This is a genomic window from Janthinobacterium sp. P210005 (assembly GCF_036231865.1).
GTDB lineage: Bacteria > Pseudomonadota > Gammaproteobacteria > Burkholderiales > Burkholderiaceae_D > Janthinobacterium > Janthinobacterium kumbetense.
This window is the reverse complement of record NZ_JAZARC010000002.1, coordinates 379,351-400,147: the sequence shown is the minus strand read 5'-3', so window position 1 is coordinate 400,147 and position 20,797 is coordinate 379,351. Positions and strand designations below refer to the sequence as shown.

The 20,797-nt window shown below is 62.2% G+C and carries 17 protein-coding genes and 1 riboswitch; of the genes, 11 read left to right on the top strand and 6 right to left on the bottom strand.

The genetic code is table 11. The features are described from left to right. Positions 1–106: 106 nt before the first annotated feature. Complete coding sequence (locus VPH40_RS11765) at positions 107–1,144, bottom strand: porin (protein WP_099665790.1); 1,038 nt, start codon at positions 1,142–1,144, stop codon at positions 107–109. A 415-nt stretch (positions 1,145–1,559) separates the two neighbouring features. Between VPH40_RS11765 and VPH40_RS11760 the strand changes: the two genes are divergently transcribed. Continuing rightward, positions 1,560–3,062, top strand: a complete 1,503-nt coding sequence (locus tag VPH40_RS11760) for a tetratricopeptide repeat protein (protein WP_328573514.1) — start codon at positions 1,560–1,562, stop codon at positions 3,060–3,062. Between the two features lie 12 nt (positions 3,063–3,074). On the opposite strand, the gene dapF is transcribed toward VPH40_RS11760, so the two are convergent. Genes dapF through VPH40_RS11745 form a run of 3 tightly spaced genes read right to left on the bottom strand, consistent with a single transcriptional unit; the run spans position 3,075 to position 5,691 of the window. Beyond that, complete coding sequence (dapF, locus tag VPH40_RS11755; RefSeq protein WP_328573513.1) at positions 3,075–3,938, bottom strand: diaminopimelate epimerase; 864 nt, start codon at positions 3,936–3,938, stop codon at positions 3,075–3,077. Positions 3,939–3,949: 11 nt separating this feature from the next. Further along, positions 3,950–4,825, bottom strand: coding sequence for an LpxL/LpxP family acyltransferase (locus VPH40_RS11750; protein ID WP_077398734.1), 876 nt, complete (start codon positions 4,823–4,825; stop codon positions 3,950–3,952). After that, positions 4,822–5,691 carry a lysophospholipid acyltransferase family protein gene (locus tag VPH40_RS11745; RefSeq protein WP_099665787.1) on the bottom strand — a complete coding sequence of 290 codons (870 nt, stop codon included), beginning with the start codon at positions 5,689–5,691 and terminating at the stop codon, positions 4,822–4,824. The genes VPH40_RS11750 and VPH40_RS11745 overlap by 4 nt, the downstream gene beginning before the upstream one ends. 188 nt (positions 5,692–5,879) lie before the next feature. On the opposite strand from VPH40_RS11745, the gene metK reads away from it, so the two are divergent. From metK to metF, 4 genes are all read left to right on the top strand, one after another. Further along, a complete protein-coding gene (gene metK / locus VPH40_RS11740; protein WP_034783537.1) occupies positions 5,880–7,046 on the top strand; it encodes a methionine adenosyltransferase in 1,167 nt (388 codons plus the stop codon). Between the two features lie 123 nt (positions 7,047–7,169). Further along, positions 7,170–7,238: riboswitch (S-adenosyl-L-homocysteine riboswitch) on the top strand. Between the two features lie 27 nt (positions 7,239–7,265). Then, positions 7,266–8,690, top strand: coding sequence for an adenosylhomocysteinase (gene ahcY / locus VPH40_RS11735; protein ID WP_328573512.1), 1,425 nt, complete (start codon positions 7,266–7,268; stop codon positions 8,688–8,690). 81 nt (positions 8,691–8,771) lie between these two features. Next, the gene (locus VPH40_RS11730) at positions 8,772–9,128 is read left to right on the top strand and encodes a phage holin family protein (protein WP_099665786.1); all 357 of its coding nucleotides are present in this window, start codon (positions 8,772–8,774) and stop codon (positions 9,126–9,128) included. Beyond that, complete coding sequence (metF, locus tag VPH40_RS11725; protein ID WP_034783533.1) at positions 9,115–9,945, top strand: methylenetetrahydrofolate reductase [NAD(P)H]; 831 nt, start codon at positions 9,115–9,117, stop codon at positions 9,943–9,945. The genes VPH40_RS11730 and metF overlap by 14 nt, the downstream gene beginning before the upstream one ends. A gap of 15 nt (positions 9,946–9,960) precedes the next feature. Here the strand turns inward: metF and VPH40_RS11720 are convergent, their stop codons facing one another. After that, positions 9,961–10,488, bottom strand: a complete 528-nt coding sequence (locus VPH40_RS11720) for a 5-formyltetrahydrofolate cyclo-ligase (RefSeq protein ID WP_328573511.1) — start codon at positions 10,486–10,488, stop codon at positions 9,961–9,963. Positions 10,489–10,625: 137 nt separating this feature from the next. Here VPH40_RS11720 and VPH40_RS11715 point away from each other — a divergent pair, with 137 nt between their 5' ends. The 4 genes from VPH40_RS11715 to VPH40_RS11700 all read left to right on the top strand — a co-directional run bounded on the left by VPH40_RS11715 (position 10,626) and on the right by VPH40_RS11700 (position 15,212). Next, entirely contained in the window at positions 10,626–12,581 is a 1,956-nt protein-coding gene (locus VPH40_RS11715) for a lytic transglycosylase domain-containing protein (protein ID WP_251349440.1), read from the top strand. A gap of 12 nt (positions 12,582–12,593) precedes the next feature. Next, complete coding sequence (locus VPH40_RS11710) at positions 12,594–13,310, top strand: glutathione S-transferase family protein (RefSeq protein ID WP_289899559.1); 717 nt, start codon at positions 12,594–12,596, stop codon at positions 13,308–13,310. Positions 13,311–13,322: 12 nt separating this feature from the next. Further along, entirely contained in the window at positions 13,323–14,420 is a 1,098-nt protein-coding gene (locus VPH40_RS11705; protein ID WP_328573510.1) for a multifunctional CCA addition/repair protein, read from the top strand. A gap of 87 nt (positions 14,421–14,507) precedes the next feature. Next, on the top strand, positions 14,508–15,212 hold the full coding sequence (locus VPH40_RS11700; protein ID WP_251349437.1) for a GNAT family N-acetyltransferase: 705 nt from the start codon (positions 14,508–14,510) through the stop codon (positions 15,210–15,212). On the opposite strand, the gene VPH40_RS11695 is transcribed toward VPH40_RS11700, so the two are convergent. Further along, positions 15,204–15,728: an Lrp/AsnC family transcriptional regulator gene (locus VPH40_RS11695; protein ID WP_034753092.1), complete on the bottom strand. Its 525-nt coding sequence runs from the start codon at positions 15,726–15,728 to the stop codon at positions 15,204–15,206. The genes VPH40_RS11700 and VPH40_RS11695 overlap by 9 nt on opposite strands. Before the next feature lie 125 nt (positions 15,729–15,853). On the opposite strand from VPH40_RS11695, the gene hppD reads away from it, so the two are divergent. Then, positions 15,854–16,981: a 4-hydroxyphenylpyruvate dioxygenase gene (hppD, locus tag VPH40_RS11690; protein ID WP_099665780.1), complete on the top strand. Its 1,128-nt coding sequence runs from the start codon at positions 15,854–15,856 to the stop codon at positions 16,979–16,981. A 196-nt stretch (positions 16,982–17,177) separates the two neighbouring features. Next, entirely contained in the window at positions 17,178–20,774 is a 3,597-nt protein-coding gene (locus VPH40_RS11685) for an indolepyruvate ferredoxin oxidoreductase family protein (protein WP_328573509.1), read from the top strand. Positions 20,775–20,797 lie beyond the last annotated feature (23 nt).

Here is a 20,797-nt window from a genome sequence, read left to right as displayed (position 1 = left end):
GGCGTCGATGCATTTTCCGCGCGCGCATGAAAAAAGCGGCATGGTTGCCCATGCCGCCTTGCATTCTTAGCTCAGCAATCACCCGCGGAGGGTGACAGGCCGGGCATTAGAAGTTGTGGTGTACGCCCAGACCGATGTAGGTCTTCGAAACAACATCCTTGCGGTTCGAGATGTCCGCGTACAGGTAGGTGCGCTTCGACAGGTTGTAGTCGTAGCCCAGCGATGCCTGCTTGGTCTTGGCCACGCCGTCTGGCGTTTTTTGACCGTAGCCAGCGCGAACCTTGCCTGGGCCGACGTCGTAGTTGGCGCCAACCAGCCATGCTTTGGTGTCGGTGTTGATGATCTTGAATTTGCTGTCATCCTGATGCTGGTACGACGCCATCAGTTTCAGTTCCGTTACCGGATTGAACGATGCGGCAACCGACCACAGCTTGGCTTGCAGGCCATTGCGCTCATACGCGGCCATACCGGCGAATTGGCCATAGTTGTACGTGGCCGAGATCGAGTATGGGTTCGACGCCGGTACGGCATTGGCTGGCACGAAGTAGTTGTTGGAGCCTGGCGGGTTGTTGACAGCTGCGTTGTTATTGGCTTCCTTGGCGGCGACAGTGGCGTTGAACTGGAAGCCGCTGATGACTGGCGAGTTATAGAACACGGCGTTCGAGAAGCGGTTACGCGAGTTGCCTGGCGCGCTCAGTGGATCGCTGGTGTAGCCGGCAACGGTCAGGTCGGTCTGGAAACCGGCGGTCGTAGGCATGCCCGACCATGGTTCGAATGCGGTGCTCGATTCCTGGAAAGCGGTCAGGCCACGGCCCAGGCGTACGGTACCGAAGTCGCCTTGCAGGCCGACGCGGCTTTGACCCTGGAACAGGGGACGCGAATTGATGCCCGAGGTGTTTTCGATGGTGCCCGTGTCGGATTCATAGCGAATTTCCAGTTGGAAAATAGCTTTCAAGCCATTGCCCAGATCTTCCGTGCCCTTGAAACCCAGCTTGTTGTTGTCGCGCTTGGTGACTTTGGTGGTTTCACCAGTCAATTTGCCCAGGCCAGCATCGATCGTGCCGTAGATTTGGACGGACGACTGCGCTTGTGCTGTGGCGGCAAAGGCGCCGAAGAGTGCGAGGGCAACGAGTGATTTTTTCATGTCTTATTCCCTATTAAAAGTGAGTTCCGTCCGAGATCCGAGCAGATTGAAATGCGCTAACTGTCGCGTTTCGATGAATGAACCTTAATTCGTCGGCGCGCAAGACGTGCGGGATTGGTCAAATGTGCGTGAAAAGATTGGTGAAAAGCGGCATAACTGCATGCCCCTGTTGTATTTTCGTAACGCACGGTTTCTGCCGATCCCGCGCCGAGGGCCAGCGTTCTTCCATCGTTGCGCCAGCGGCGCCTCGCCATCTTGGCGCGTCAGGGCCAGTACATTGTTGCGTTGAATCAAGTTCTTAAGCGGGCTTAGTCGGATTTATGACACAAGGACGTTACACTAAGGGACGGCCTGCATGGATGGGCCTGGAGATGGCTCACTATTATTAGAATCATTGACTCAATATCGAGAATCGATGGCAAATCGCGAAACATTAGGATTGATCAAGGGCGCACGCGCGGGCGATGTCGCTTGCCAGCTGGCGTTGGGACGGGTGTATCTGTTTGGACAGGGTGTGCCGCAAAGCCTGCCGACGGCCTTGCACTGGCTGGCGCGGGCGGCCCAGGAGGATAGCGAGGAAGCCTGCTTGCTGATCGGTACGCACGTGCCGTTCGAAGTGGCGCAACCGGCAGCCAAGGCGCTGATTCCCTATTACGCGCAGGCGTTCGATGCGGGCCTGGTGCAGGCGGGCCTGGTGCTGGCGCAACTGGTGCTGGGCAATGCCGCCAGCCACTGTGAAGCCTTGCGCGCCAAGGCGCGCGTGGCGCTGGACGCCGCCGTGCGGGCCGGCTTGCCCGATGCACAATGGTTGTTGTCCATGCAAGAGGGATCGCTTGCCGCTGCCGGGCCGGACACCAGCCTTGCTGGCGAGCAAGTCCTCAATGGCGACGCGCCGCTGTACTCGTGGCTGGAGCAGGCCTGGAGCCAGGGCAACCATGCGGGCTTCCTGTCGCAAGGCTTGCCGCTGGCGCGCGAGTTGCTGCAGCGCCAGGCGGCGGCCGGGGCGCGCACGATCGCCCTCGACGCGCAGCAGGTGTTGCTGCTGTCGCGTTGCGCCCAGGCCCTGGCGCCTGGCGGCGATGCCGAAGGCTGGCAGTGTTGCGAGCTGGCCGCGCATGGCGGTGACCGTACGGCGCAGCTGGAGCTGGGACTCGGCTATGCGCGCATGGATGCGCATGGCCAGCGGCTGGCCACGCGCAACGGCGCGGCCAATTTCAAGCGGGCCGTGCGCTGGCTGACGCAGGCTGGCGAGCAGGGATTGGCCGAAGCCTGGTTCGTGCTGTCGCGCATCTATACGAAACCGGAATTTTCCCAGCGCAATGTGGTCGAAGCCCATTCCTGCCTGGAGCGTGCCGCCGACCTCGGGCATGGCCCGGCCCAGCTCGAGTGCGGCATGCATGCCTGGCGTAATCGCCGCGATGGCGTCAACAACGATGTGCGGGCCGCGTACTGGCTGCTGCAGGCGCAGGCGCAAGGCAGCCGCGAGGCGGAGGCGGCGCTGGCGAAGATCGCGCCGCAAGGCGAACCCGGCGACTGGGGCCAGTGCGCCGCCATGCACGCCGATGGGCATTTACGGCAATTGGGCCAGAGCCATCCCCTGCTGGCGATGCGGCTGGCGCTGGCGCGCTGCTTTCATCTGTCGCGTGCCGAGGCATTGCTGCTCGATATACACGCGGCCGACCAGGGGCATTGTCTGTTGATCGATATCAGCGCCACGCATGGACGCGGCAAGCGGCGCCTGGCATTGATCCGCACGGCGCAGGAGCGCCAGTTGCTCGACCAGGCGGTGCGCCTGTTCGAGCGCGTCGATTGCGGCGTGGCGGGGCCGGAAGGCAATTACCGGCAGCGCCTGTACCGCCTGAAGTGCTACCTGGCGGAACTCGACGTTGCGCAGGAACAGCAGTTCCTGGCAGCCTGACTTTTCATTCGCTTACAGTTCGATCGTGCCTTCGAACACGGTCACGGCCGGGCCCGTCATCAGGACGGGATGGCCGGGGCCTTGCCAGGCGATCGACAGTTCGCCGCCGCGCGCGCTGATGCGCACGGGGGAATCGAGCAAGCCGCGCAAGATGCCGGCCACGGCGGCGGCGCAGGCGCCCGTGCCGCACGCCAGGGTTTCGCCCGCGCCCCGTTCAAACACGCGCAGTTTCACGTGCTGGCGGTCGACGATCTGCATGTAGCCGGCGTTGACCCTGCGGGGAAAGCGCGGGTGGTGCTCGATGCGCGGGCCCGTCGCGTCCAGGTCTTGCGCATCGACATCGTCGACCACTTGCACGGCGTGCGGATTGCCCATCGAGACGACGGACACCAGCACGGGCGACGTTTGGCCCGGCAGCGCCAGATCCAGCGGCCACACGGTGTCCTTGCCTTGCGCTATGCCGTCCAGACCGCTGGCATCGAACGGCACCAGCTTTGGCTCCAGCACGGGCGCGCCCATGTCGACCGTGATGCTGCCGTCGATCTCCAGGCGCGGCGCGATGATGCCGGCCATGGTTTCCACGCGGATGCTGGTCTTGTCGGACAAGCCTTTTTCACTGACGAACTTGACGAAGGCGCGTGCGCCGTTGCCGCATTGCTCGACTTCGCCGCCATCGTTGTTATAGATGCGGTAGCGGAAGTCGCAGCCGGGCAGGCGCGGCTTTTCCACCACGAGGATCTGGTCGGCGCCGATGCCGAAACGGCGGTCGGCCAGGCGCTGCCACTGGGCCGGCGTGAAGTCGATGTCTTGATGGATGGCGTCGATGACGATGAAGTCATTGCCGGCGCCATGCATTTTGGTAAATTGGAGTTTCATGGTCTGCCGTATCACTTGTGCTGGTTGTAGAACGATGCTTCGCCTTCCGGACGCGTCTTGAAGCGTTTATGCGTCCAGAAATATTCGGCCGGCGCTTCGCGCACGCGCTCTTCGATGAATTCGTTCATGCGGCGCGTGGCGGCCGTGATGTCGTCGCCCGGATAATCGTCCCACGCCGGGTAATACGTCACTTGCCAGCCCTGGTAGTTGGGCAGGAAGGTGGCGATGACGGGAATGACTTGCGCCTTGGCGGCCAGCGCCAGGCGCGCCGTGGCCGTCAGGGTGGCGGCGGGCACGCCGAAGAAGGGCACGAATTCCGCATCCTTTTCGCCGAAATCCATGTCCGGCAGCATGAAATACGGCAAGCCGTCGCGCAGTGCGCGCAGGATCGTCTTGATGCCGTCCTGGCGCGTAAACAGCTTGGGCGGCTTGAAGCGCGAACGGCCGTTGCGCAAGGCCTGGTCGAAGGCGGCGTTCTTTTGCTGCACATACATCGACGAGGCGGAAATTTCCATGGCCGTGGCGGCGCCGGCGACGTCGAGGCAGACGAAGTGCGGGCACAGCAGGATGGTCGGCTTGGCCGCGATCTGCTGGCCCGGGAAGGCGGGCACCTTTTTGATCAGGCGGTTCAGGCGCGCTTCCGACGACCACCACAGGATGCTGCGTTCCCACACGCTGCGCGAATATGCCTGGAAATGCTGGCGCGCCAGCGCCACGCGCTGGGCTTCCGTCAATTCCGGCATGCACAGGCGCAGATTCGTCAGGGCAATCTTGCGCCGCGTGGGCATGGCGATGAACAGCAGGCTGCCGACGGCCACGCCGAAGCGGCCGAGGATGGGCAAGGGCAGCCAGTGCAGCAGCCACATGAAGGCGATCAGCAGTCTCATGCCTGCTCCCCGGCGGCATCGGGCGCGGCGGGCGTGGGCGGCGGCGCGCCGCGCGGCACTTTATAGCGATTGTAGCTCCACAGGTATTGCGCCGGGCTGCGCGCGATCAATTGTTCCATGGCCGCATTGATGGTGCGCGCCTGTTCCGCCGAGGTGCTGTCGAGGGACTCGGTGAAGGGCACGAAATGCACGACATAGCCGCGCCCGCCCGGCAGGCGTTCCGCGTAGGTGATGATGACTTCGGCGCCGCCCATCTGCGCCAGCTTGGCGGGCAGGGTCATGGTGTAGGCGGGGCGGCCGAAGAAATCGGCCCACACGCCTTCGCCTTCCTGCGGCACCTGGTCGGGCAGCAGGCCGATGGGCTGGCCTTTCTTCAGGCATTTGGCGAAGATGCGCACGCCCGACATATTGGCCGGCGCCAGCATCAGGTTTTCGCGCGCGCGCGCTCCTTCGATCAGCGGCTTCAATGCGGCGCGCTTGGGCGGACGGTACATCACGGTGAGCGGCGTGCGCAGCGCGATTTGCTGGGCGACGATTTCAAAGCAGCCCAGGTGCGGCGTCAGGAAGACGATGCCGCGGCCATGCTGCAGCGCTTTTTCCACCAGTTCCCAGTTTTCCACCGTCGCATGGCGTGCCACGCGTTCGGCTGGCGCGCACCAGATGAACGGCAGTTCCAGCACGCTCTTGCCCGCTTCGGCCACGGCCGTGTGCAAGTGTTGCGAAAACCCCGCACCTTGCAGGTTCTCGCGCATGCGGCGGCGGTAGGACGGGGAAATGGCGTAAATTACCCAGCCGAGCGCAGCGCCCAGACCATGCAGGACGGGCAGGGGAAAGATCGATAAGAAGCGGAAAATTGGGACTAACATGTATAAGCGGTTTCCAGGAATGGCGTGTTGCCGTGCCAAAATTTTTTAAGAAGCGTAAAATACCACGTATGCAGTAACCGCTGAGTTAATAGACAACTTGCGATGCGGAATATAAATCTCGCTAAAGCGTCGCAGGCAAAATCCTCTTTACTGCGACAGAACATTCACATAGTAAACAGGAGCTTGCAATGTCAAACGACTATCTCTTCACTTCCGAATCCGTTTCGGAAGGCCATCCCGACAAGGTTGCCGATCAAATTTCCGACGCCATTCTTGACGCCATCCTGACCCAGGATCCAGCCGCCCGCGTGGCTGCCGAAACCCTGTGCAACACCGGTCTGGTGGTGCTGGCTGGCGAGATTACCACGCACGCCAATGTGGATTATATTCAAGTTGCGCGCGAAACCATCAAACGCATCGGCTACGACAACACGGAATACGGCATCGACTATAAGGGTTGCGCCGTGCTGGTGGCCTACGACAAGCAATCGCCGGACATCGCGCAAGGCGTCGATGAAGGTGCGGGTATTGACCTGGATCAAGGCGCTGGCGATCAGGGCTTGATGTTCGGTTACGCCTGCGATGAAACGGCCGAGCTGATGCCTGCCGCCATCCACTACGCGCACCGCCTGGTCGAGCGCCAGTCGCAGCTGCGCAAGGATGGCCGTTTGCCATGGCTGCGTCCGGACGCGAAATCGCAAGTCACGCTGCGCTACGTCGATGGCCGCCCGGTCGGCGTGCACACGGTCGTGCTGTCGACCCAGCATGCGCCGGAAATCTCGCACAAGCAGATCGAAGAAGCCGTCATCGAAGAAATCATCAAGCCGATCCTGCCGCGCGAATGGCTGACGGAGACCAAATTCCTCGTCAACCCGACGGGCCGTTTCGTCATCGGCGGTCCGCAAGGCGATTGCGGCTTGACCGGCCGCAAGATCATCGTCGACACCTACGGCGGCGCAGCCCCGCACGGCGGCGGCGCGTTCTCGGGCAAGGACCCGTCGAAAGTCGACCGTTCGGCAGCGTACGCGGCCCGCTACGTGGCGAAAAACATCGTCGCGGCCGGCCTGGCGCGCCAATGCCAGGTGCAGGTCAGCTACGCCATCGGCGTGGCCAAGCCGATCAACATCACCGTCTACACGGAAGGCACGGGCGTGATTCCCGACGCGGAAATCGCCAAGCTGGTGCTGGCGCACTTTGATTTGCGTCCGAAGGGCATCGTGCAAATGCTCGACCTGCTGCGCCCGATCTACCAGAAGAGCGCCGCCTACGGCCATTTCGGCCGCGAAGAGCCGGAATTCACGTGGGAACGCACGGACAAGGTCGCCCTGCTGCGCGACGCTGCCGGCCTGAAGTAATCTAGTCGGATTTGCAAGAAAAGCGCCCCGGCCTGCTGGCCGCGGGCGCTTTTTTTATGTGTTGTTACGTGGCAATGCCGTGCAAACAGGCTGGCGCGGCGGCCTTGACAATGATAAAATCCCGTGTCCGAGGAGCGTTGCGACGAAGAAATTCGCCAGGCTCGGAATATCCTGCAACTGCGCTCACGTACCTTTTTCAACAACTGAAAGGAGGGCGTGATGAACGCCGTACTCAAATCGCAACACGACTACACCATCGCCGATATCACCTTGGCCGCATGGGGCGACAAAGAAATCAAGATTGCTGAAACGGAAATGCCTGGCCTGATGGCCATCCGCGAAGAATTCGCGGCAGCGCAGCCTCTGAAAGGCGCGCGCATCACCGGTTCCATCCACATGACCATCCAGACCGCCGTGCTGATCCAGACCCTGGAAGCACTGGGAGCGCAAGTGCGTTGGGCATCGTGCAACATTTACTCCACGCAAGATCACGCCGCCGCCGCCATCGCTGCCGCCGGCACGCCGGTGTTCGCCGTCAAGGGCGAGTCGCTGGACGACTACTGGGAATACACGCACCGCATCTTCGAATGGCCGAACGTGGATGGCAAGGCCGTCTACTCGAACATGATCCTCGACGATGGCGGCGACGCGACCCTGCTGCTGCACCTGGGCGTGCGCGCGGAAACCGACCTGTCGGTGCTGGCCAATCCAGGCTCGGAAGAAGAAATCTGCCTGTTCAACTCGATCAAGAAGTACTTGCTGGCCGACCCGACCTGGTACTCGAAGCGCCTGCCGGAAATCCTCGGCGTGACGGAAGAAACCACCACCGGCGTGCACCGTTTGTACCAGATGCACAAGGAAGGCAAGCTGGCTTTCCCTGCGATTAACGTGAACGATTCCGTCACGAAATCGAAGTTCGACAATCTGTATGGCTGCCGCGAATCGCTGGTCGACGGCATCAAGCGCGCCACCGACGTGATGATCGCCGGTAAGGTCGCCGTCATCGCCGGTTACGGTGACGTGGGCAAGGGTTCGGCCCAGGCCATGCGCGCCCTGTCGGCGCAAGTATGGGTAACGGAAGTCGATCCGATCTGCGCACTGCAGGCGGCGATGGAAGGCTACCGCGTCGTGACCATGGATTACGCGTGCGAACACGGCGACATTTTCGTCACCTGCACCGGCAACTACCACATCCTCACGCACGATCACCTGACGCGCATGAAAGACCAGGCCATCGTCTGCAACATTGGTCACTTTGACAATGAAATCGACGTTGCTTCGTTGAAACAATACGAGTGGGAAAACATCAAGCCACAAGTCGACCACATCATCTTCCCGTCGGGCCGCCGCATCATCCTGCTGGCTGAAGGCCGCCTGGTCAACCTCGGTTGCGGCACGGGCCACCCGTCGTATGTGATGAGCTCGTCGTTCGCCAACCAGACGATCGCGCAGATCGAACTGTACGCGAACACGGCCAACTACCCGGTCGGCGTGTACACCTTGCCGAAACACCTCGATGAAAAAGTCGCTCGTTTGCAACTCAAAAAGTTGAATGCGCAGCTGACGGAACTGACGCAAGAGCAAGCCGACTACATCGGCGTGCGCACGGAAGGCCCTTATAAACCTGAACACTACCGTTACTGATCGGTAGTCCGGGGCTGTCACTCACCCTCCGAGGGCCGACGCCTGGCGCCGGCCTGACCTCACTTTTGACAGGCTAGAGAAATGCGCTTGCTACTGATTTGGTTTATCAATGCGGCGGCCCTGTTTGCCGTCCCTTATTTGATGCACTCGGTGACGATGAGCAGCGGCTGGACCGCGCTGCTGGCCGCTGCCGTGCTGGGGCTGGTCAATGCGCTGATCCGTCCCTTGCTGATCCTGCTGACCCTGCCCGTGACGTTCTTGTCGCTGGGCCTGTTCATTTTGATCATCAACGGCTTCATGTTCTGGCTGGTGGCGCAGATGATCGCTGGTTTCCATGTCGCCAGTTTCTGGTCGGCCGTGGGCGGTGCCATTCTGTACAGCATCATTTCCTGGGCCTTGTCGACCTTACTTTTGAGCAACGACGATGGAAAAGCATAACTTCAGTATTGAGTTTTTCCCGCCGAAAACCCCGGAAGGGGCGGAAAAGCTGCGCGCCACGCGTGTCAAGTTGTCTGAATTGCATCCGAAGTATTTCTCGGTGACGTTTGGCGCCGGCGGCACGACGCAGCAGGGTACGCTGGACACCGTGCGCGAGATCCTGGCGGCCGGCGAACAGGCCGCGCCCCATCTGTCTTGCGTGGGCGGTTCGCGCGAATCGATCCGCGCCGTGCTGGCCGACTTCAAGGCGGCCGGCGTGAACCGCATCGTGGCCTTGCGCGGTGACTTGCCGAGCGGCTATGGCGCCTCGGGCGAGTTCCGCTACGCCAACGAGCTGGTGGAATTCATCCGCGCCGAGACGGGCGACCATTTCCATATCGAAGTGGCTGCCTATCCGGAAGTGCACCCGCAAGCCCGTTCGCCGCAGGACGACTTGAACGCGTTCGCGCGCAAGGTGCAGGCCGGCGCCGATGCGGCCATCACCCAGTACTTCTACAATGCCGACGCGTATTTCCAGTTTGTCGAGCAGACGCAGAAGATGGGCATCAACGTGCCCATCGTGGCCGGCATCATGCCGATCACGAACTACACACAACTGATGCGCTTTTCGGACATGTGCGGCGCGGAAATTCCACGCTGGGTGCGTCTGAAACTGGCCAGCTTCGGCGACGACAGCGCGTCCATCAAGGCTTTTGGCCTGGACGTGGTGACGGGCTTGTGCGAACGCCTGCTGGAAGGCGGCGCGCCAGGCTTGCATTTCTATAGCATGAACCAGGCGGCGCCCACGACCGCACTGTGGCAGCGCCTGGTCAAGTAATCCCCGTCTGATCCGTCAGAGCAGATCGCCCTCGGTCACGATGTGATCGAGGGCGATGTCGTATTCGCCCTTGGGAAAGTGTGCCGCCAGGCAAGCATAGGCGATGCCCACCGTGCGCGGGCGGGGCGTGGCCGCCAGGGTGCGGTCGTAATACCCGCCGCCATAGCCGAGCCGGTACCGTTCCCCATTAAAACCCAGGCAAGGTACCAGCAGGGTGCCGGGCGCCGGGCGCAGGCGCAATTCGGCGGGCACGGCCACGCCCATGCCATCCTTGACCATCGCTTCTCCGGGCCGCCAGTCACTGAATGCCAGCGGCGCATGCTTTTCCAGCACCACCGGCAAGCTTAATTGCACGCCGCGCGCCGCCAGCTGCGCATACGCGCCGTGCAAGTCCGGCTCGCCATGCAGGGGCCAGTACACGCCCAGTTCCTCGATGTTTTCCTGCGCGCACCAGTCCAGCAGGCGCTGCGCGATGGCCGCATCCCACTGCGCGCGCGTGGCGTCGGGCAGGGCGCGCCGGGCCGCCAGCAAGGCTTTGCGCAAGCCGGCTTTTTCCTGTGGCGCAATGGGTGGCCGTGCAGCCGGATCGCATGTTATTCTAGGGTCGCTATTCATATCACCATCAAGTTAAGATTGAGAGTCGTACATTGATTTCCCCACTGAAATGGATTGCCGGCACGATGCTGTGTGTTGCATCGGCCTTGTCTCCCCTGGCCGCCCTGGCCCAGGTGTCCGCTACCGTAACGCCCGCCGCTCCCGACACGCGCAGCGAGGACGATGCCTTCCTGCTGCTGCGCGACGCCGCGCGCAAGGATGACGTCGAAAAAGCCGACTTTTATGCGGGGCGCCTGACGAATTACCAGATTCCCTCGTATGTCGACTATTATCGGCTGAAACCGCGCATCAAACAGTTGACCGAGGCACAATTTCGCGATTACCTGAACCGCTACAAGGGCAGCGCCATCGCCGACCGCTTCCGCAACGACTGGCTGCTGGAACTGGGCCGCAAGCGCGACTGGGTCGTGTTTGATGAACAATACCCGCAATTCGCCCTCGACGACGACACCCAGCTCAAGTGCTACGCGCTGATGTCGCGCGCCGCCAAGGGGCAGAACGTGGCGTCCGAGGCGCGCAACCTGCTCGTCTCGCCGCCCGGCTATGGCGAAGCGTGCGGCAGCCTGATCGCGGCACTGGCGCAAAATGGTCAGTTCGACACGAATGACCTGTGGGCGCAGATCCGCTTGGCGGGCCAGACCAATGCCACGGGCCCGGCCCGTCGCATCGCGCTGCTGCTGGGCGCCTCCGACGCGAAGATGGCGCAAGCCATCGACTTGCCGGCGTTGGTGCTGGCCAAGGGCGCGGGCGCCAGCCGTGCCGACCACGAAATGTACCTGGTGGCCGTCGGCCGCATGGCGAAAAGCACCTTGAAACTGGGCGTCGTGGCCCTGCAAAAGGCGAGCGCGCAATTGACGCCGCAGGAACAGGCCATCGGCTGGGCCAGCCTGGCCCTGCAAGCGTCGTATGCGCTGGCGCCGGAAGCGTTTGAATATTGGCAAAAAACTAATGGTGCCCCCCTGACCCAGGAGCAGATGCAATGGAAGGCGCGTATCGCCTTGCGTGAAGGCAACTGGCCACTGGTGAAGGCCGCCATCCAGGCCATGCCGGCGTCCTTGCGCACGGATCCCACCTGGGTGTACTGGCTGGCGCGCGCGCAGCAGGCGGAAACGCCGGGCCGCCCGAACCCGCAGGCGGACGCCCTGTACCGCACGATTGCCGACCAGTCGAATTTCTATGGCTTGCTGGCCAATGAAGAGCTGGGCAACCATCTGGTCTTGCCGCCGCCGGGCCAGCCGGTCAGTCCGACGGAAATCGCCGCCATGGCCGCCAATCCGGGCTTGCAGCGCGCCTTGAAATTTTTCAACATGCGCCTGCGCTTCGAAGGCACGCGCGAGTGGAACTGGGAATTGCGTTCGATGACGGACCGCCAGCATCTGGCGGCCGCGGAATTTGCGCGCCAGAACAATGTGCTCGACCGCATGGTCAACACCTCGGACCGCACGCGCCTGGAAGTGGACTATACGCAGCGCTACCCGACGCCGCACGACGACGTCATGCACCCGGCCACGCAAACCCTGGGCCTGGACAAGGCCTGGGTGTATGGCTTGATCCGCCAGGAATCGCGCTTCATCATGGATGCGCAGTCGCACGTGGGCGCCTCCGGTTTGATGCAGGTCATGCCGTCGACGGCCCGTTATGTCGCCAAGAAGATCGGCCTCACCGATTTCGTCACGGAAACGTTGAGCGATGTGCGCACCAACGTCTTGCTGGGCACGAATTACCTGAACATGGTGCTTGGCGGTCTTGACGGTTCGCAAGTGCTGGCCAGCGCCGCCTACAACGCGGGACCGGGGCGCCTGCGCATCTGGCGCGCCACCATGACGCGTCCGCTGGAAGGCGCCGTCTTTGCCGAGATCATTCCGTACACGGAAACGCGCGGCTACGTGAAAAACGTGATGGCCAACGCCACCTATTACGCTGCCCTGTTCGAGAAGAGCCCGCAGTCGCTGAAGGCGCGCCTGGGCACCGTAGGGCCGAAAAACAGCGCCGTTTCCGCCGATTTGCCATCATCCAACTAAAGTCCGCCGACCATGCAAACGACCATCCTTGATCCCAGCCTGACGCAAACCCTGGCCGCCGCGCGCGAGCCGGGCCTGACCCTCATCATCGGCAACAAGAATTACTCATCGTGGTCGATGCGCCCGTGGGTGGCCATGACGGCCTTCGGCATCCCGTTCCAGGAAGTGCGCGTGCTGCTCGACCAGAGCGACACGGCTACCAAGATCGCCGAATATTCGGCCTGCGGCCGGGTCCCCGTGCTGCTGGCGGGCGAGATCACGATCTGGGACAGCCTGGCCATCTGCGAATACCTGGCCGAGCAGTTTCCCGATAAACACATGTGGCCGCAAGACGTGGCCGCGCGCGCCATGGCGCGTTGTATCTGCGCGGAAATGCATTCCGGCTTTACCGGCTTGCGCACGGACATGTCGATGAATATCAAGGCAAAATTGCCGGGACGTGGCCGCACGGCCGCTGCGCAGGCCGACATCGGCCGCATCAGCGAAATCTGGGAAGAGTGCCTGTCGCGCTTTGGCCACCACCAGTTCCTGTTTGGCGACTTTTCCATCGCCGACGCGTATTTCGCCCCCGTCGTCATGCGTTTCCGCACGTATGGCGTGAGCCTGGCGCCGGCCCTGAACGCGTATTGCGAGCGCGTGCAGGCGCACCCGGCCGTGGCCCGCTGGATCACGGAAGCGCTGGCGGAAACGGAAGTCGCTGCCAAGCACGACGCGGAATTACCTGAATAAGAAAAGAGTGTTATGAAGATTTACACGGTCGGTGGCGCGGTGCGCGACCAACTGCTGGGCTTGCCCGTGAAAGACCACGACCACGTCGTCGTGGGCGCCACGCCGGAAGACATGCTGCGCCAGGGCTTCCGCCCAGTCGGCAAGGATTTCCCCGTGTTTTTGCACCCGAAGACGCAGGAAGAATACGCCCTGGCCCGCACGGAACGCAAGACGGCGCCCGGCTACCGGGGCTTTGTCTTCCACACGGCGCCCGACGTCACCCTCGAAGACGACCTGGTGCGCCGCGATCTGACCATCAACGCCATCGCCCGGGCCGAGGACGGGACGTTGACCGATCCGTTCGGCGGTATCGAGGATATTCGCAATAAAATCTTCCGCCACGTCTCCGACGCGTTCGGCGAAGACCCCGTGCGCATCTTGCGCCTGGCCCGCTTTGCCGCCCGTTTTCATACTTTTACTGTCGCGCCCGCCACCCTGGCCTTGATGCGCCGCATGGTGGCCGACGGCGAAGTCGACGCCCTGGTGGCCGAGCGCGTGTGGCAGGAAGTGGCCAAGGGGCTGATGGAAAGCCATCCTTCGCGCATGCTGACGGTGCTGCACGAATGCGGCGCCCTGGCGCGCATCATGGGCGAAATCACGCTGAGCGAGCGCTTGCTGCAAGTCGTCGACCATGCGGCAGCGCAAGGTCATGACTTGCCCGTGCGTTTCGCGGCCTTGATGCTGCGCATGAGCAAGGATGCCATCGAGCAACTGAGCGAGCGCTTGCGCGTGCCCAACGAGTGCCGCGAGCTGGCCGTCATGGCGGCGCGCGAACGGGACCATATCAATGGCGCGCTGGCGCTGAGCGCCGAAGCCGTGGTGAGCTTGTGCGAGCGCTGCGACGGCTTGCGCAAGCCGCAGCGCTTTGCGCAACTGCTGCAAGCCGTCGCTTGCGACGGGCTGGTCACTGGCGATTTCCCTCAGGCGGCGCGGCTGCAGGGCGGATTGGACGCGGCGCGCGCCGTGAATGCGGGTGCGCTGGCGCAAGGCTGTGCGGAGCCGAAACGCATCCCCGAAGTCATCCACGCGGCGCGGGTGGCGGCCGTGCAAGCGTTCCTGGCCCAGGCTTGAGTGGCGGGAATAGGCTACAATGGCGCCACAATGTTGCACCGCACAATACCAGCCTGACGTGCCGCAGCACCGCCCCCAGGAGTCGACGTGACCTTACCCAAGCTGTTTCAAAACCCGTTTCGCCGCTGGCTCAGCCGTAGCGGTGGCGGGCGTCCGACCGTGCTCGTCAAGCAATTGCATGAGCGCGACCGGCGCCGCATGATGAAGCATTTCCTGTCGCTCGAGAAAAGCGACCGCCTGCTGCGCTTCGGCAGCGCCTTGCCCGATGAACTCGTGGCCCAGTACGTGCAAAAGATGGATTTTTCGCGCGACATGATCTACGGCGTCTACAACAGCCTGTTCAAGCTGGTGGGCGTGGGGCACCTGGCGTTCGCGCCGAAGGACCAGTCGCCGGCGAAAAGTGTCGTCACGGACAAGGAACAGGTGGCGGAGTTTGGCGTATCCGTGTCGAAATCCATGCGCGGCATGGGCGTGGGGTCGAAACTGTTCGAACGGGCGGCGATTCACTGCCGTAACAACGATGTCGATACCCTGTACATGCATTGTTTGTCGTCGAACAAGACGATGATGCATATCGCCAAGAAGGCGGGCATGGAAATCCAGCGCGACTATGGCGAAGCCGATGCATATCTGAAACTGTTGCCGCCGAATCCGACCAGCATGCTGCAGGAAGCCGTGCAGGAACAGTTCGCCATGTTCGACTACACGTTCAAGGCCAATGCGCGCGCCGCGTTCAAATTGTGGGATCGCTTGCCGGGGCGCAAGAAGAAGCCCGGGCCGCCGTCACAATAAGGGCAGGGCCGTCGTATCCTTGATGCGCTGCAAGGCGAAGCTCGATTTCACGTCCAGCACGGCCGGGTGGCGCAGCAAGGTCGCCATCATGAAGCGCGAAAAGTGCTCCATGTCTTCCACGTGCACGCGCAACAGATAATCCATTTCGCCCGTCATCGCATAGCAGGCCACCACTTCCGGCCATTGCGCCACGGCCACGGCGAAGTCGGCGCGCGGCGAGGTATTCGTCACCAGATTCGGCGCCAGCACGCGCGCCGTGCTGTGCGCCGTGGCGTCGCTGTGCTTTTCCAGCCGTACGTTGACGTAGGCGAGCAAGCCCAGACCGATCTTTTCCGGATCCAGCAGGGCCACGTACTGGCGGATCACGCCCGCTTCTTCCAGCCGTTTGACGCGGCGCAAGCATGGCGACGGCGACAGGCTGACCTGCTCGGCCACGTCCTGGTTCGACAGGCGGCCATCGGCCTGCAGGACGGCGAGGATCTTGCGATCCGTTTTATCCAGCGTAATTTTGCTCATGCTTCCTCCGGTGGTTCTTGTTTCACGCAATATTATTGCGCAAATCATGATTGTTCGGGAGATCTTTGGCATTTAATGCCCACAGACCGCGCCTATACTGTGCGCTACTTCTTGGAGGAGACATCATGCAATTTCAGCCTTGGGATAACCCGATGGGTACCGATGGTTTCGAGTTCGTCGAGTATGCAGCACCAGACCCAAAAGCATTGGGCAAGCTGTTCGAGAACATGGGCTTCACGGCCATCGCGCGCCACCGCCACAAGGATGTGACCCTGTACCGTCAGGGTGACATCAATTTCATCATCAATGCCGAACAAGATTCGTTCGCGCAGCGTTTTGCCCGCCATCACGGCCCGTCCGTGTGCGCCATCGCCATCCGCGTCGACGACGCGGCCTTCGTGTACCGCCGCGCGCTGGAACTGGGCGCCTGGGGCTTCGACAATAAAACGGGGCCGATGGAGCTGAATATCCCCGCCATCAAGGGCGTGGGCGATTCCCTGCTGTACTTCGTCGACCGCTGGCGCGGCAAGGGCGCCGACAAGCCGGACGCGGCCGCACCAGGCGGCATCGGCGACATCAGCATCTATGACGTCGACTTCGTCGCCATTCCCGGCGCCGTCGCCAACCCCGTCGGCCATGGCCTGACGTATATCGACCACCTGACGCACAATGTGCACCGTGGCCGCATGAAGGAATGGGCGACGTTCTATGAAAGCCTGTTCAACTTCCGCGAAGTGCGCTATTTCGACATCGAAGGCAAGTTGACGGGCCTCAAATCGAAGGCCATGACTTCGCCGTGCGGCAAGATCCGCATTCCGATCAATGAATCGTCGGACGACAAGTCGCAGATCGCCGAATACCTGGACCAGTACCATGGCGAAGGCATCCAGCACATCGCCCTGGGCACGGACAATATCTACGCGTCCGTGCAAGGCATGCGCGATACGGGTATCGATTTCCAGGATACGATTGAAACTTACTATGAGCTGGTCAACCGCCGCCTGCCGAACCATGGCGAGCAGCTGGAAGAACTGCGCCGCCTGCGCATCCTGATCGATGGCCACAGCACGGAAAACGAACGCGAGCTGCTGCTGCAAATCTTCACGCAGACGGTGATCGGCCCGATCTTCTTTGAGATCATCCAGCGCAAGGGCGACCAGGGCTTCGGCGAAGGCAATTTCCGCGCCCTGTTCGAATCGATCGAGCTGGACCAGATCAAGCGCGGCGTGCTGAAAGATACGAACGCCGCGTAATGTTGCTCTGTAGCAAATAGTAGTGAAAATGGTACCCGCCCGGGAGTGCAGCGCAGCAAAGAACTGCGCGCATTCCTGTGGTAGTCTACGACAAACAAGTCATTTTTCCGCACCGGCATTGTCCACAAGGCACAGCCGGTACGTGTGAGTTCAACCGACTTTGCACGCGTAGCACAGAGAATAATGGAGACAAGTAATGAATGCACCAATCAAGGGCTCGAGTCTTGAGCCGGGCGCGCACGCGTCCGAAATTTCCCTGAACGACAAATACACGCTGGAGCGCGGTCGCGCCTTCATGACGGGCACGCAAGCGCTGATCCGCCTGCCCATGCTGCAGCGCGAGCGCGATTTGAAGGCGGGCTTGAATACGGCCGGCTATATCACCGGTTACCGCGGTTCGCCTGTGACGTCCGTCGACATGACGGCGATCAAGGCCAAGAAATATCTCGATGAACACCACGTCAAATTCCATCCGGGCCTGAACGAAGATCTGGCCGCCACGGCCGTCTGGGGCACGCAGCAAACGAATCTGTTCGAAGACGCCAAATACGACGGCGTGTTTGGCATGTGGTACGGCAAGGGCCCCGGCGTCGACCGCTGCGGCGACGTCTTTAAACACGCGAATAACGCCGGCTCCGCCAAGCATGGCGGCGTGCTGGTGCTGGCCGGCGACGACCATGCGGCGAAATCCTCGTCCACGGCGCACCAGTCCGACCATATCCTGAACGCTTGCGGCATCCCCGTGCTGTACCCGTCGTCGGTGCAGGAATACATCGACTACGGCTTGCACGCCTGGGCCATGAGCCGCTACACGGGCCTGTGGGTGTCGATGAAATGCGTGACCGACATCATCGAGTCGGGCGCCGCCGTCGATTTCGACCCGGACCGCGTGCAGATCACCCTGCCGACCGACTTCGAAATGCCTGCCGGCGGCTTGAACATCCGCTGGCCCGACACGGTGCTGGAACAAGAAGTACGCATGAACAGCTACAAATGGTATGCGGCGCTGGCGTATGCGCGTGCCAACAAGCTCAATAAAATCATCTGGGACAGCCCGAAGGCGCGCATTGGCATCATCACGGCCGGCAAATCCTACCTGGACACGCGCCAGGCGCTGGCCGACCTGGGCATCGACGAACAGACGGCGTCCGACATCGGCATCCGCCTGTACAAGATCGGCATGACGTGGCCGCTGGAAGCGGACGGCGTGCATGAATTTGCCAAGGGCCTCGACGAAATCCTCGTGGTGGAAGAAAAGCGGCAAATCCTCGAATACGCGCTGAAGGAAGAACTGTACAACCTGAAGGACGGCGAGCGTCCGCGCGTGGTCGGCAAGTTCGATGACACGGGCGAATGGAGCAACCAGAAGGGCACCGGTCACGGCGACTGGCTGCTGCCGGCCACGTATGAGCTGAACCCGGCCATGATCGCCCGCGCCATTGCCAGCCGCATTTCGCGCTATTACGCCGGTCATCCGGTGGAGCAGCGCGTGAAGGAACGCATCGCCTATCTGGAAGCGAAGGAAAACGTCCTCAAGGCCATCAGCGTGAAACCGGATCCGCAAAAGGACCGCACGCCGTTCTTCTGCTCCGGCTGCCCGCACAACAGTTCGACCAAGGTGCCGGAAGGCTCGCGCGCGCTGGCCGGCATCGGCTGCCACTACATGGTGCTGTGGATGGACCGCGAAACGTCGACATTCACCCACATGGGCGCCGAAGGCGTCACGTGGGTGGGGCAGGCGCCGTTCACGAATGAAAAGCACGTATTTACCAACCTCGGCGACGGCACGTATTTCCACTCGGGCATCCTGGCCATCCGCGCGGCCGTCTCGGCCAAGGTGAACATCACTTATAAAATTCTGTTCAACGATGCGGTGGCCATGACGGGCGGCCAGGAATTCGACGGCCCGCTGTCGCCGGCCATCATTTCGCGCCAGATCGCCGCCGAAGGCGTCGGTCCCATCATCGTCGTCACGGATGAACCGGAAAAGTACCCGGACGATTACGCCTGGGCGGAAGGCGTCACCGTGCGCCACCGTTCGGAACTGATGGACGTGCAGCGCGAACTGCGCGACATGCCCGGCGTATCGGCCATGATCTACGACCAGACCTGTGCTTCGGAAAAACGCCGCCGCCGGAAACGCAATGAATACCCGGACCCGGCCAAGCGCGCCGTCATCAACGAAGCCGTCTGCGAAGGCTGCGGCGACTGTTCCGTGCAATCGAACTGCCTGTCGGTGGAACCGCTGGAAACGGAACTGGGGCGCAAGCGCCAGATCAACCAGTCGTCCTGCAACAAGGATTTCTCGTGCACGACGGGTTTCTGCCCCAGTTTCGTGACGGTGGAAGGCGGCGGCTTGAAAAAGCCGAAGAAGGCGGCTGCTGCCGACAAGGACGCGCCAGCTGCGCCAGCCTTGCCGACGCCAGTCATTCCGTCAACGGCTGAGCCGTTCGGCATCCTGGTCACCGGCATCGGCGGCACGGGCGTTGTCACCGTCGGCCAGATCCTGGCCATGGCGGCCCACGTGGAAGGCAAGGGTTGTTCCGTGCTGGACATGAGCGGCCTGGCGCAAAAAGGCGGCCCCGTGATGTCGCACGTGCGCCTGGCGGACCGCCAGGAAGATATCCACTCGACGCGCGTGGGCACCGGTGCGGCTGACCTCGTCATCGGCTGCGACCTGATCGTTACGGCCAGCCGCGACGCCCTGTCGCGCATGGGAGAGGGCCGCAGCTGGGCCATGATCAACTCGACCAGCTCGTCGACGGCCGCGTTCGTGAAAAACCCGGACTGGCAATTCCCCGGCGCCTCGGCGCGCATGGAAATCGAAAAGGCGTGCGGCAGCGACCACGTGGACTTCATCGACGCGGGCCAGATCGCCACGGCGCTGATGGGCGACTCGATCGCCACGAACATGTTCATGCTCGGCTACGCCTGGCAAAAAGGCAAGGTGCCGCTGTCGGAAGCTGCCATCATGAAGGCCATCGACTTGAACAATGTCTCGGTGGCGTTCAACAAGGCCGCCTTCAACTGGGGCCGCGCCGGCGCCCACGATGCGGCCAGCCTGGTGCGCATGACGACGCCAGCCAAGGTGGTGGAATTCAAGCGCATCGAAACGCTCGACGACCTGATCGAAAAGCGCGTGGCCCTGCTGACGGCTTACCAGGACCGCGCGTATGCGCAGCAATACCTGGACTTCGTCGGCCAGGTGCGCGCCGCCGAAAGCGCGCTGAATGGCCCGCACCTGCGCCTGACGGAAGCCGTGGCCCGCTACTTCTACAAGCTGATGGCCTACAAGGACGAGTACGAAGTGGCGCGCCTGTACACGGACGGCGCCTTCCAGGCGAAGATCGCCGCCATGTTCGAAGGCGACATCAAGCTCAAGTTCCACCTGGCGCCGCCGATCATGGCGAAAACGGATGCCCATGGCCATTTGATCAAGAAGGAATATGGCCCGTGGATGCTGAAGGCGTTTGGCGTGCTGGCCAAGTTCAAGGGCTTGCGCGGCACGGCTTTCGACGTGTTCGGCCATACGGCCGAGCGCAAGATGGAGCGCGCGCTGATACTCGAATACCGTGCGACGGTGGGCGGCTTGCTGCCGAAACTGACGATGGCCAAGCTGGCGCAAGCCGTGGCGATAGCCAGCATCCCGGAAGACATCCGCGGCTATGGCCACGTGAAGGAGCGTCATTTGAAGGCGGCGAAAGAGAAGGAAGCCAGTTTGCTGATCGCCTTCAACGCACCGACGCCGCTGCCGCCCGTCGTGGCGGCACCCGTGGCGGCCACCGTGGCGTGATGGGGTGAACTTCACGCTGTAGC

Bases quoted from the DNA above. Each gene is read 5' to 3' on its own strand.
- VPH40_RS11765 (WP_099665790.1), bottom strand. From the start codon at position 1,144: ATGAAAAAATCACTCGTTGCCCTCGCACTCTTCGGCGCCTTTGCCGCC.
- VPH40_RS11705 (WP_328573510.1), top strand. From the start codon at position 13,323: ATGAAGATTTACACGGTCGGTGGCGCGGTGCGCGACCAACTGCTGGGC.
- VPH40_RS11715 (WP_251349440.1), top strand. From the start codon at position 10,626: ATGCTGTGTGTTGCATCGGCCTTGTCTCCCCTGGCCGCCCTGGCCCAG.
- VPH40_RS11750 (WP_077398734.1), bottom strand. From the start codon at position 4,825: ATGAGACTGCTGATCGCCTTCATGTGGCTGCTGCACTGGCTGCCCTTG.
- VPH40_RS11730 (WP_099665786.1), top strand. From the start codon at position 8,772: ATGCGCTTGCTACTGATTTGGTTTATCAATGCGGCGGCCCTGTTTGCC.
- VPH40_RS11710 (WP_289899559.1), top strand. From the start codon at position 12,594: ATGCAAACGACCATCCTTGATCCCAGCCTGACGCAAACCCTGGCCGCC.
- VPH40_RS11745 (WP_099665787.1), bottom strand. From the start codon at position 5,691: ATGTTAGTCCCAATTTTCCGCTTCTTATCGATCTTTCCCCTGCCCGTC.
- VPH40_RS11685 (WP_328573509.1), top strand. From the start codon at position 17,178: ATGAATGCACCAATCAAGGGCTCGAGTCTTGAGCCGGGCGCGCACGCG.
- VPH40_RS11695 (WP_034753092.1), bottom strand. From the start codon at position 15,728: ATGAGCAAAATTACGCTGGATAAAACGGATCGCAAGATCCTCGCCGTC.
- ahcY (WP_328573512.1), top strand. From the start codon at position 7,266: ATGAACGCCGTACTCAAATCGCAACACGACTACACCATCGCCGATATC.
- metK (WP_034783537.1), top strand. From the start codon at position 5,880: ATGTCAAACGACTATCTCTTCACTTCCGAATCCGTTTCGGAAGGCCAT.
- VPH40_RS11760 (WP_328573514.1), top strand. From the start codon at position 1,560: ATGGCAAATCGCGAAACATTAGGATTGATCAAGGGCGCACGCGCGGGC.
- dapF (WP_328573513.1), bottom strand. From the start codon at position 3,938: ATGAAACTCCAATTTACCAAAATGCATGGCGCCGGCAATGACTTCATC.
- metF (WP_034783533.1), top strand. From the start codon at position 9,115: ATGGAAAAGCATAACTTCAGTATTGAGTTTTTCCCGCCGAAAACCCCG.
- hppD (WP_099665780.1), top strand. From the start codon at position 15,854: ATGCAATTTCAGCCTTGGGATAACCCGATGGGTACCGATGGTTTCGAG.